Below are 12,467 nucleotides of genomic sequence, written 5' to 3' on the forward strand. Positions count from 1 at the left end.
ATAAGTAAATCCCTCCGATAGTGCTAAAAAAAATTGTCGTATAAAAGCTGCGGATAATAGTGGCTACTATTGAGTAAAAATATACTGAATTAAATTCGCGCCCATTTTAAGAGCTTTTTGGCGGGCTTCCTGGGTGTCGCCGGCATAGGTGCCATAATCCTCCCAGCCATTGCCTAAATCGCACTCATAGGTATAAAAGCAAACCAGTCTGCCTTTGTATATCAAACCAAAACCCTGGGCACGCTTGCCGTCATGCTCATGAATTTTGGGCAAGCCGTTCGGGAAGTCATACTTTTGATGGTAAATAGGGTGATTAACCGGCAGCTCAACAAAATCAAGCTCAGGAAACACCTTCTTCATTTGCGGACGAATGTATTGGTCGAGCCCGTAATTATCATCAATATGCAAAAAGCCCCCGCCGGTGAGGTATTTACGCAGGTTCCGGGCTTCCTGGTCGGAAAAGATCACGTTGCCATGCCCTGTCATAAAAGTGAAAGGATAATTAAATAAAGAAGCACTACCTGCCTCAACTACTTCATCGTCATCATCAAAATTGGTTTTGAGGTTTTCATTACAGAATTTGATCAGGTTAGGTAACGCTGTGCGGTCGCCATACCAATCGCCGCCACCGCTGTATTTAAGGCGGGCAATTTTATAGGCAGGGGCATTAAAGCTGCTCATTGCTATAGCCGCAAATAAAACAACCAATGCTAACCTTATTCTTTTCATCCCCTGTTTAAAAAATTCACCTCAAAACAAGCCTCCAGCGCGGCAGTTTCCGTACGCAGGCGACTTGTACCTAAAGATATTGGTTTAAACCCGTTGTGCAAAGCCTTATCAATCTCAGCCGGAGCAAAATCCCCTTCGGGGCCTATCAATATTAAATAACGGCCTTGCGGGGTTATTTCGTCTTTCAGATTGAATTTTTCCCCAGGCTCGCAATGCGCAATAAATTTTTGCCCCTCAAAAGGTTTATCAAGTAGCTGATTTAGCGTTACCGGCTCATTTAATATAGGGTGATAAGCCTTAAGGGATTGCTTGATAGCCGCCGTAATAATTTTATTTAAACGCTCTGTCTTGGCTTCCTTACGTTCCGAGCGCTGTGTGATAATTAATGACACCTCATCAATACCTATTTCTGTAGCTTTCTCTAAAAACCACTCCAGGCGTTCGATATTTTTGGTCGGAGCTACCGCGAGGTGCAGGTAATGGTTGCGTTTTTCAAATTCGGTAGATACGGATGTAATTTTAAGAATGGTACGCTTGGGGTGCGCGTCATGGATCAGGGCTGTGTATAAACCGCCCCTGCCGTCAATCAATTGTACCTCGTTGCCTGCTTCAAGGCGCAGCACACGTATAGCATGTTTGCTTTCCTCTTCGCTTAGAAAGTATTGGGGATGCGAGGCGTTAATATCAGGCGTATAAAAAAGTTGCATTTTGGAAAAGCAGATTAATGTAAATCTACTGCATCTTCTTCATTTATCAGTAATTCGAGTTTAACTGATTCAATATTTTGGTCGGATTTTTTCAGTACAGTGATATTGTACCCGTTCGATTCTTTCTGCTCGCCTACATCGGGGATCTTTCCGAAGATATCTCCAAGCCAGCCCGATACGGTATCAAAGTCGCCATCTTCAGGTAAATCATGCGGTAAATGCTCGTTCACATCGTAAATAGATGCAAGGGCATTAACTATAAACTCACGCTCATTTACTTTTTCGACAATCGGCTTTTCTTCATCATACTCATCCTGAATTTCGCCAACCAATTCTTCTACAATATCCTCCAGCGTAACCATACCGGCGGTGCCGCCAAACTCGTCAAGTACAATAGCTATCTGGATACGCTTTTGCTGCAATTCGGCCATCAGATCGTTGATCTTTTTGGTTTCCGGGATGAAATATGGTTTGCGGATAATATCTTTCAGTACAATCTCCTCGTTCCGGGCCAGTAGTGGCAAAATATCCTTTGCGTGTACTATACCTATGATCTTATCTATCACATCGTCATAAACCGGCATCCGCGAATAACCTTCGTTGATGATCATATCCAGCAGCTCTTCTTTGGTTGAAGCAATATCTACTCCCGAAATTTTGGTACGTGGTACCATGATGTTTTTTACCACCCGCTCGTTAAAATCAAACACGTTCTGGATAAGTTCGTGCTCATTTGAATCAAGTGCACCAGTCTCTTTACCTTGCTCCAACAGGTATTGCAGTTCTTCCGAACTATGATGGGTTTCACTGCCTTCAACGGTGCTTATACCCAACAATTTCAGGATGAAATTTGCGAAATTATTAAGCACCCAAATAAATGGCCTGAAAACCACAAAGAAGAACCTGAGCGGCAATGAAACAGCCATCACTGTACGTACCGATTTCTGGATAGCTAACGATTTAGGCGCAAGCTCACCAAAAACTATGTGCATGATGGTAATAAAGCTGAAAGCCAGGATATGACTGGCCGTAATATAACCGGGAGAAAGAGTTATGCCTACGCTCAGGAAAGCGCGGATCACAAGGTTGGTCGCAACCTCCTCGCCCACAACACCAAGGGCCAGTGAAGCAATGGTAATACCCAGCTGTGTAGCAGCCAGGTAACCATCCAAATTATGCAGTATGCCCCGGGCAACTTTGGCTACGCCGCTGCCGCCTTTAGCCCTAATTTCGATTTGCGAACCCCGAACCCTTACCATGGCAAACTCCGCAGCTACGAAAAAGCCATTGAGTAAAACCAAAAATATGGTAGCGAAAATGTAAAATAAACTAATCTCGTAATGTGCGGGGTCCATTTATTTAAGATTGATACACAGGGAACGTAGACTTGTACAGCTCCAAACTCTCGTTTATCACTTTATGTGCGTAACGCACACCTAACAAATGTTCGATGGTTACGTTTTTGCCTTCTAATTTTTTGTAGTCTTTAAAAAAGCGAACAATTTCGGTCATGGCATGTGGAGGCAATTCGTTTAAGTCGTTAATATAATTTACCGACATGTCATTTTTAGCCACTGCAATGATCTTATCATCCTGCTCTCCGTTATCAACCATGTGCATTACACCTACTACCTTAGCCTCAATGATAGACATTGGGAAAACATCAATTGAGCAAAGTACAAGGATATCCAAAGGATCTTTATCATCGCAATAGGTTTGAGGGATAAAGCCGTAGTTAGCCGGGTACATTACAGATGAAAATAACACACGATCGAGCTTCAGCAAGCCTGATTCTTTATCAATTTCATATTTCGCTTTTGATCCTTTTGGAATTTCAATAATAGCGTTTACTATTTCAGGGATATTATCACCTGGTGAAACCTGGTGCCATGGATGCAGAGTACTCATTTATCTTTATTATATAGTATATAAAATTATTAACTAATCTATTTTTTCGTTTTTTTCACGAAGTTTCTTTTTAACATAAGCAATAACCAGCGGAATTGTTGTAATTACTATCAATCCCAGTACAATGTATTGCAGATAATCCTGCAGTTGAGGGAACCTTCGCCCTAAAAAAAAACCGCCCAGCGTAAATACACATACCCAGGCCACGCTGCCAATAAGGTTATAAACCGAAAATCTTTTAATATCAACCTTAACAACACCTGCAAATATAGGAGCAAATGTTCTAACAATAGGGAAAAATCTCCCTAAAATAAGCGCCATCCCTCCATGTTTGTTGTAAAACTCACTGGCCAGTACTACGTAGCGCCGCTTAAAAAATAGTGAGTCGTTTTTATTGAATAATACCGGCCCCGTTCGGTAACCAAACCAATACCCGGTAAAATTGCCTAATACTCCGGCGCCTATCAATGACAATACCAGCGTAGTTATAGAAACATCAACTTTACCAGCGGCACACAATAAACCAGCCATAAACAGCAGGTAATCGCCGGGCAGAAAGAAACCAAAGAATAAACCGGTTTCAGCAAAAACAACAATAAGCAAGAGATAAAAACCACCCCTGCTTATTATGGATTGTGCGTCAGTTAAATTTTGAAGGTATTCCCAGAAACTTTCCATTCACTATATCTGTAAAACTACAAATATTATATCAATTTGCAGTTATCAATACCGATTATATGAAACGGGCTATAAGATCGGGATAAACACCAATAAGGATTGTAGCGAGAGCTGAAAGTGCGAATACTACTTTATAATAAACCGGCACAGCAAGCTCTGCGCGTTCGTCGGTACGGAAGTACATGGCGATGATGACCCTGAAATAGTAAAAGATACTAATGATAGCGTTAATCACAGCTATAATAACTAAACCGATATGATAACGGCCTACCGCTCCCGAAAACATGAAGAATTTACCGATGAAGCCTGCAGTAAGCGGAATCCCCGCCAATGAAAGCATGGCTACAGTTAATACAAAGGCAAGGAACGGGTTCTTCTTACCCAAACCATTAAAACTTTCAAAGTTATCACTTCCACCTTGTTGCTGTACTAATATTAAACCGCCAAACGCGATGATTGAAGCTATCGAGTATGCTGTCGCATATACAAATACCGAATTACCTGAGGCAGCGCCTAATGACACGATTGCAAATAACAGGTAGCCGGCGTGAGAGATACTTGAAAATGCAAGCATCCTCTTAAAGCTTTGCTGATACAACGCGGTGATATTGCCTATAAATAAGGTAATAATAGTGATTACAAGTATTATTGGTGTCCAGAAGTCAGACAATGGCTGGAAACAGGCTGAAAATAAACGCAGGAAAGCTGCAAACCCCGCCGTTTTAACTACTGTAGACATGAAAGCCGTGATCAGCGTAGGCGCACCTTCGTATACATCCGGTGTCCAGAAATGAAAGGGGGCTGCACCTACTTTAAAACATAAACCTACAATGATCAGGGCTATGCCTGTATAAAACATAGGATCGATATGTGGATGGTTAATTACATACTCCCTGATAGTATCGATATTGAATGAACCTGACGATCCGTACAACAGCGCCATACCAAACAGCAGGAAACCGGTTGAAAAAGCACCCATCAAAAAGTATTTCAAAGCTGCTTCATTTGAAGCGAAATCGCTCTTTTTAATACCCGCCAGGATGTATAAGCTCACCGACATGATCTCGATGCCGATAAACAGCATCACAAGGTTATTAAACGATACCATTACGATTATGCCTGTCAGTGAAAACAGGATAATAGCATAATATTCCGCCGTGTGCCTGCTGATACGCTCAAAGTAACCTTTTGACAGCAACAGGATCAGGATAGTAGATATAATGGTAACGCTTGAAAATACAACCGAGAAATTATTGAACAACAGCATGCCGGTATAAAGCGGCTCAGCTGTATCTTTTGAAGTCCATTGGCAAATTGCAAAACCCAAGGCAGCCAGCAATCCTATAACAGTAACGGGCAGCAAAGCCTTTTGCGCTTTATATAGCCCTAAATACAGCAGCACTATAGGTAAAACAGATATGATGATTATAGTATTCATTCTTTTCTTTAAAATCTTAAACCTACATTGTAAACTTTGAACCTATCTGATTTACCAGTTGCGTTACCGCAGCTTCAGATATATGCAGAATAGGCTGAGGATAAATGCCCAATACAATAACCAGGGCACAAATGATACACAACGTTAACTTTTCAGTACCGCTAACATCAGCAAAAGTAGCTGTAAGCGGGTTGGTTTCACCCTGCATTACGTTTTTATAAAGGCGTAACATGTAAACCGCACCAAAAATGATGGTAAGACCTGCAACTGCAGCCAGTACCAGGTTTACATAATGCTGTACGCTAAAATCAAATACACCTTTCAGCAACAGGAACTCGCCGATAAAACCATTGGTAAGCGGTAATCCCACTGTACCTAATAATAGGATCAGGAAACCTATTGCAAATTTAGGGGCTACCTTCGCGATACCGCCAAGCTGATCTATCTCACGGGTGTTTAGCCTGCGGCTGATGATGTCCCAGATAAAGAACATGCCAACAACGTTAATACCGTGGTTAAGCATCTGAATCATGGCGCCCTGAACACCGGCAATATTCCAGGCAAAAATACCCGCAGCAATCAAGCCAACGTGTGCTATTGATGAATAAGCCACCAGGCGTTTTCCGTCTTTTTGTTTAAAGGCGATAATAGAAGCATAAACTACACCTATAACCCCAAGGATCATGGCCAACGCCTGGAAATGATAAAAGCCAAGCGGGGCATTAGGGATCATCCAGCGGATAGCACCGTAAATACCCATTTTAAGCATGATACCTGATAACATCATGGTCCCGCCAGATGGAGCTTCGGTATAAGTATCAGGCTGCCAGGTATGGAAAGGGAACAAAGGCATCTTGATGGCAAAGGCCAGAAAAAACGCCCAGAAGATCCAGCTCTGATGTTTAACATCCAAAGTCATTTTATAGAAATTGTGGATATCAAAAGTTTTGTCGGGAGATTGGAGGTACAGGTAGATAATGCCTACCAGCATGAACAACGAACCGGCAAAGGTGTAGATGAAAAATTTAATGGTAATACGGATGCGGTTTTCACCTCCCCAAAGGGCACAAATGAAGTAGATCGGGATCAATGCCGCTTCCCATCCAACGTAAAACAAAAATCCGTCGAGGGCGGTAAATACAACCAGCATACCAGCCTGCATAAACAGGATAAGACCATAAAAGGCACCTTCGTTTTTATATTGATGCTGATAGGTTGTTAAAATAATTAATGGTACAAGCACGGTGGTCAACAAAACCAGGATCATACTGATCCCGTCAATACCGGCACTGAAGTAAATTCCAAAACTGCTGATCCATGGCACATCAATTACAAACTGGGTTGATGCATCCGGAACAAATTTGCTTAAAAATATAAGCGCTATTACCAGTTGGGCAACAGAGAAAAATAATGCAGCATGTTTAGCTATCCCGTTTTTAAGCAGGGCAGTTATAACAGCGGCAACTATTGGCAAAAAAAGTAATATACTAACGGTCATTTTTATGTTGCTAAACGCTTATCGTTTATATTTTAGTTAATCCAAATACGCTATACAGTAATACCGCGATAATTCCCAGTACCATTATAAATATGTAGAAACCTACATTACCTGTTTGCAGCAGGCGCAAGCCTTTACTGGTTTCAATTGTTCCTCTGCCAATCCCGTTCACCAAACCATCGATACCTAAACGCTCTATGATGTTATAGAAGAAGGTTGAAAGCCAGTCGAGTGGTTTGCGAACAATCAGGTCATAAAGTTCATCAAGGTAAAACTTGTGGTATGATAAGCTGGTCAACGCCGGACGCTCTTCAGTATCGGCAACAGGTACACTACCATTTTTAGCATATTTAACATAAGCATATGCCATAGCAGCTAAAGCCAATACTACCGAAGTACCCATTAAAGCATACTCAAGTGATTCGGACAAATGATGTTCGCCCAAAATCTCATTTGATTTTTTGAAAACTGGTTCAAGGAAATGTGCCAGTTCGTGATGCCCGTGTAATACTTCCGGCACACCTATAAAACCACCAAAAAATGAAAGTATAGCCAACACAATAAGCGGAATAGTCATGGTTGGAGGCGATTCATGTAAATGATGCTCCTGCTCATGGGTACCACGGAATTTTCCGTAAAATGTAAGGTACATCATCCTGAACATGTAGAATGAGGTTAGCATAGCAGTTAATACACCTACAGCCCAGAATATAGGGCTATAGGCGTAAGCATGTGCCAGGATCTCATCTTTTGAAAAGAAACCTGCCAAAGGAGGGATACCGGCGATAGCTACAGTACCGATCATCATGGTGGTGAACGTAGTTTTGATCTTGCCTTTCAAGCCGCCCATTTTACGCATATCCTGCTCACCACTCATGGCGTGGATCACTGACCCTGCACCAAGGAATAATAAAGCTTTAAAGAAAGCGTGTGTTAACACGTGGAAGAAAGCACCTGTATAAGCACCAACACCCAGGCCTAAAAACATATACCCCAATTGAGATACTGTTGAATAAGCCAATACCTTTTTAATATCTGTTTGCGTTAACGCAATAAGTGCTGCAATAAGAGCCGTGGCCAAACCTACATAAGCAATAATCTCCATTGTATCCGGAGATAAAGTATAGAATATGTTTGAGCGGGCAATCATATAGATACCGGCTGTAACCATGGTAGCAGCGTGGATCAAAGCCGAAACTGGAGTTGGGCCGGCCATCGCATCTGGCAACCAGGTAAACAACGGCAACTGCGCAGATTTACCGCAGGCACCAATAAATAGTAAAATGGTAATGATAAACAGTGGACCAGCGCCTGATTTCATAACAGCTGCCTTCGGAAAGATCTCTGCAAACTGGATGCTACCGAAAACATAAATAATGGTGAAGATGCCTAATAAGAAACCAAGGTCACCGATACGGTTCATTACAAACGCTTTCTTCGCTGCATCTGCATAATCAGGATTGGTAAACCAGAAACCGATCAGCAGGTATGAGCACAAGCCTACGCCCTCCCATCCAATAAACATGATGAGGTAGTTTGAACCTAAAACCAGCAGCAGCATGAAGAAAACGAACAGGTTGAGATAAGCGAAAAATTTCCCGAAACCTTCGTCGTCATGCATGTAGCCAATAGAATACAGGTGGATCAGGAAGCCAACGCCTGTAATGATCAGCAGCATGATAGCGCTTAACTGATCTATAAGGAATGCGAAAGGAAATTTTAATGACCCAACCGCAAACCAGGTAAAGTAGTTGACATTAATAGGAACTCCGGTTGATTTTACCTGGAAAAAAGCTGCAATGCTTAAACCAAATGATACCAGTACAAGCAAACTGCCAATAAAGCCAATTACACTTTTTGATAATGAATTACGGCCAAGTCCGTTTATAACAAAACCGGCTAACGGTAGTATTGGAATAAGCCAGATATATTTATCCATGTTCGATGTTGTACGTTTTACGCGTTACGTTATACGTTTTTAATTATCTAATCGCTATTGCGGGAAAGAGGCAACAACGTTTGTTTTATTACTAATCAGCTATTACAATTCCGAAATCGAAACTTCGAAATCCGAAATAACTATTACCACTTCAACCTGTTCAGTACGTTGATATCAATTGAGTTTGTGTTACGATAGATCATCACGATAATAGCCAAACCAACTGCAACTTCGGCAGCGGCCAACGCCATGATAAAAAACACGAACACCTGCCCGGTTGCATCACCCCTGTATACCGAAAACGCGGTAAGCAGCAGGTTAACCGAATTAAGCATCAACTCAACCGACATGAAGATCACGATTGCATTACGGCGGATCAATACGCCCATTACGCCTATAGCAAAAATGATTGTGCTTAACAGTATGTAATGATTAAGCGGCACGGCGTGCATAGTATTTGTTAAACTTTCCATTATGCTGCTTTAGGTTCTTTTTCTTTAGTGGCCAATAATACCGCGCCTACCATCGCTGATAAAAGCAATACGGATGATACTTCAAATGGCAATAAAAATTCGTTGAACAATACTTTACCTAAGTTTTTTACAAGGCCCAGATCAGGGTTTTGTAACAATACCGGGTTTGATGCGCCCATCAGTTTAAGTGAAGATGCAACAGCTACAGCCAAGATGCCGCCGCCAAAAACACCGGCTATTTTAACCATGAAAGGCTTTACAGGTTCCGACTCCTTGTTAAGGTTGATGAGCATCAGCGTATACAGGAACAATACCAATATAGCGCCCATGTACACGATGAAGTTTACTATCGCCAAAAATTGAGCGTTAAGCAAAATGTAGTGAATGGTGAAAGTAAAAAAAGTAAGGATCAGATAAAGGATACTATGTACCGGATTTTTGGCCGAGATTACCAATATCGAAAAGAATATGGACAAAAATGCGATGAAGTAAAATGTACTCATGTTTTTATTTACAAAATACCTTTACCCTTTTAGGCAGGGCAAAGGTATAAAACTTCTTTATTGATTTAAGGGTGCTTCTACTAATTTGTCTTTACCGTAAATAAAATCCTTCCTTAAATAGTCGGCAGGTACAATATCACCGTCAAGATAAATAGCTTCCTTAGGGCAGGCCTCTTCACATAAACCGCAAAAAATGCAGCGCAGCATGTTGATTTCATAAACAGCAGCGTATTTCTCTTCGCGGTACAGGTGCTCCTCGCCTTTCTGACGTTCGGCTGCTGTCATGGTAATAGCTTCTGCCGGGCACGATAATGCGCAAAGGCCGCAGGCTGTGCAACGTTCCCTGCCATCCTCATCACGTTTAAGCGAATGCATGCCGCGGAAATTCTCTGAAAACTCACGCTTTTCTTCAGGATAGCTGATGGTTACCGGCTTTTTGAAAAAGTGTTTCATTGTAGTGGATAAACCGCCCACAATGGCCGGCAGATAAGCACGCTCTAAAAAATTGAGTGGCTTAACTTCCAGTACTTTTCGTTTATTGCTTAATGATTCCATTTGATTAATATCCAAAGTGTGTAAGTAATGTACTGCCTACGCCTGTAAGCACAATGTTGGCAATAGCCAATGGTATTAATATTTTCCAGCCAAGGTCCATCAACTGATCATAACGGAAACGCGGGATTGTCCACCGTACCCACATGAAGAAGAAGATAGAGAAGAAGATCTTACCAAATAATACAACAACACCAATAATAGGCGCTATAGTAGGGCCGGCATGAGCGGCAACCCAATCCATACCTGGATAGTTATAACCACCCCAATATAAAGTAGCCATTACCGCCGATGATATGAACATGTTGATATACTCAGCAAACAGGTAAAAACCTAATTTCATTGATGAGTATTCGGTATGATAACCACCTACAAGCTCGGTTTCGCACTCAGGTAAATCGAATGGTGAGCGGTTGGTTTCGGCAAAAGCACAAACCAGGAAAAGGATAAAACCAAGTGGTTGTCTCCAAACGTTCCAGGCAAAACCATGTTGTTGTTCGGCAATTTCTTTAAGGCTTAATGTACCGGTAAGCATCAGCAACGCTATGATGGATAAACCCATTGAAATTTCATAGCTGATATTTTGAGATGCAGCGCGGATGGCACCTAATAACGAATATTTATTGTTTGATGCCCAGCCACCAATCATGATGCCATAAACACCTAATGATACTACGCCAAAAATGTAAAGTACACCTACGTTGATATCGGTAACCTGTAAATCAAAAGTACGACCGCCAATTTGAATAGCTGATCCCCATGGAATAACAGCCGAACCAATACAAGCAGTTAAAATAGCCAGCGAAGGGCCAACAATGAACAGAAAACCAGTTGCATTGGTAGGGATGATCTCTTCTTTCAAAAACATCTTACCGCCATCGGCAAGGGGCTGTAAAATACCCCATGGACCTGCACGGTTAGGGCCTATCCTGTCCTGGAAAAATGCAGCAACTTTACGTTCGGCATAGGTTGAATACATAGCCACAACCAGGCTGATAGCGAAAATCACAACGATCAGTACGATCCTGAATATTAAATCGGTAGTTTCCATTATAAGCGGGTCTCCCTTTCAAATTGTTCTTTATTAGCTTCCATCAGTACCGGGTTGGTTTTAACAACCGGCAGCGGTGTAAACTCGTAATGGTTAGCGCTGATCACAGAGTGGTGAGATACTTTACGTGGGCCTTCAATAACCCAATCGGCAGTTTTCTTTTTATCGAATCGGCAGGTATTGCAGATAAACTCTTCAACCTCACCATAAACGTCCTTACGACCGGTTACCCTGATCACATCTTCGCCTTTGTACCAAAGCGTTACTTTACCGCAGCATTTATCGCAATCGCGGTGTGCTTCAACAGGCTTGGTAAACCAAACACGGTTTTTAAAGCGGAAAGTTTTATCAGTTAAAGCACCTACCGGACATACGTCAATCATGTTACCCGAAAAATCGTTATCAACAGCCTTGCTGATGTAAGTGGAAATTTCAGAATGATCGCCCCTGTTCAGGATGCCATGTAAACGGGTATTGGTGATCTGATCGGCAGTAAACACACAACGGTAGCAAAGGATGCAACGGGTCATGTGCAGCTGAATTTTGTCACCTATGTCTATCTTTTCAAATGTACGGCGGTCAAATTCATAGCGCGTTTTAGCTGCTCCATGCTCAAAGCCCAGATCCTGCAAGTGGCATTCGCCGGCCTGGTCGCAAACAGGGCAATCAAGCGGGTGATTGATCAGCAGCATTTCTACCACGCCTTTACGGGCTTCAATAACCTCCGGCGAAGTAATATTTTGTACCTCCATCCCATCCATAACACCGGTACGGCATGAAGCCACCAGTTTAGGCATAGGGCGCGGATCTTTTTCTGATCCTTTGGTAACCTTAACCAAACAGGTACGGCATTTACCGCCGCTACCCTGTAGCTTAGAGTAATAGCACATTGCAGGCGGAACAATATCACCTCCTATTTGCCTTGCGGCGTTCAGGATGCTTGTTCCGGGTTCTACATCAACGGTTATTCCGTCTATTGTTACTTTCATTG

The 12,467-nt window shown here is 42.2% G+C and carries 13 protein-coding genes; all 13 read right to left on the minus strand.

Going from position 1 to position 12,467, the window contains the following annotated elements:
- Positions 1 to 66 precede the first annotated feature (66 nt).
- Entirely contained in the window at positions 67 to 729 is a 663-nt protein-coding gene (locus IEX80_RS25375; RefSeq protein WP_188834563.1) for a DUF4159 domain-containing protein, read from the minus strand.
- The gene (locus IEX80_RS25380) at positions 726 to 1,436 is read right to left on the minus strand and encodes a 16S rRNA (uracil(1498)-N(3))-methyltransferase (protein ID WP_188834564.1); all 711 of its coding nucleotides are present in this window, start codon (positions 1,434 to 1,436) and stop codon (positions 726 to 728) included. Before IEX80_RS25380 ends, IEX80_RS25375 begins: the two co-directional genes overlap by 4 nt.
- A gap of 14 nt (positions 1,437 to 1,450) precedes the next feature.
- Positions 1,451 to 2,791, minus strand: coding sequence for a hemolysin family protein (locus IEX80_RS25385; RefSeq protein WP_090533890.1), 1,341 nt, complete (start codon positions 2,789 to 2,791; stop codon positions 1,451 to 1,453).
- A gap of 4 nt (positions 2,792 to 2,795) precedes the next feature.
- The gene (locus tag IEX80_RS25390; protein ID WP_090533892.1) at positions 2,796 to 3,344 is read right to left on the minus strand and encodes an inorganic diphosphatase; all 549 of its coding nucleotides are present in this window, start codon (positions 3,342 to 3,344) and stop codon (positions 2,796 to 2,798) included.
- Positions 3,345 to 3,377: 33 nt separating this feature from the next.
- Positions 3,378 to 4,022, minus strand: coding sequence for a DedA family protein (locus tag IEX80_RS25395; RefSeq protein ID WP_090533894.1), 645 nt, complete (start codon positions 4,020 to 4,022; stop codon positions 3,378 to 3,380).
- 55 nt (positions 4,023 to 4,077) lie between these two features.
- The gene (locus tag IEX80_RS25400; protein ID WP_188834565.1) at positions 4,078 to 5,460 is read right to left on the minus strand and encodes an NADH-quinone oxidoreductase subunit N; all 1,383 of its coding nucleotides are present in this window, start codon (positions 5,458 to 5,460) and stop codon (positions 4,078 to 4,080) included.
- 22 nt (positions 5,461 to 5,482) lie between these two features.
- Complete coding sequence (locus IEX80_RS25405) at positions 5,483 to 6,958, minus strand: complex I subunit 4 family protein (RefSeq protein ID WP_188834566.1); 1,476 nt, start codon at positions 6,956 to 6,958, stop codon at positions 5,483 to 5,485.
- Positions 6,959 to 6,983: 25 nt separating this feature from the next.
- A complete protein-coding gene (gene nuoL / locus IEX80_RS25410; protein WP_090533900.1) occupies positions 6,984 to 8,897 on the minus strand; it encodes an NADH-quinone oxidoreductase subunit L in 1,914 nt (637 codons plus the stop codon).
- Positions 8,898 to 9,040: 143 nt separating this feature from the next.
- Entirely contained in the window at positions 9,041 to 9,370 is a 330-nt protein-coding gene (gene nuoK, locus IEX80_RS25415) for an NADH-quinone oxidoreductase subunit NuoK (RefSeq protein WP_090533902.1), read from the minus strand.
- On the minus strand, positions 9,370 to 9,873 hold the full coding sequence (locus IEX80_RS25420; RefSeq protein ID WP_090533903.1) for an NADH-quinone oxidoreductase subunit J family protein: 504 nt from the start codon (positions 9,871 to 9,873) through the stop codon (positions 9,370 to 9,372). Before IEX80_RS25420 ends, nuoK begins: the two co-directional genes overlap by 1 nt.
- A 57-nt stretch (positions 9,874 to 9,930) precedes the next feature.
- Positions 9,931 to 10,428 carry a NuoI/complex I 23 kDa subunit family protein gene (locus tag IEX80_RS25425; protein ID WP_090533905.1) on the minus strand — a complete coding sequence of 166 codons (498 nt, stop codon included), beginning with the start codon at positions 10,426 to 10,428 and terminating at the stop codon, positions 9,931 to 9,933.
- Between the two features lie 4 nt (positions 10,429 to 10,432).
- A complete protein-coding gene (nuoH, locus tag IEX80_RS25430) occupies positions 10,433 to 11,476 on the minus strand; it encodes an NADH-quinone oxidoreductase subunit NuoH (RefSeq protein WP_090533907.1) in 1,044 nt (347 codons plus the stop codon).
- Entirely contained in the window at positions 11,476 to 12,465 is a 990-nt protein-coding gene (locus IEX80_RS25435) for an NADH-quinone oxidoreductase subunit G (RefSeq protein WP_371328329.1), read from the minus strand. The genes nuoH and IEX80_RS25435 overlap by 1 nt, the downstream gene beginning before the upstream one ends.
- Positions 12,466 to 12,467 lie beyond the last annotated feature (2 nt).

Origin of the sequence: Mucilaginibacter rubeus (genome assembly GCF_014643835.1) — a bacterium.
Taxonomy (GTDB): Bacteria; Bacteroidota; Bacteroidia; order Sphingobacteriales; family Sphingobacteriaceae; genus Mucilaginibacter; species Mucilaginibacter rubeus.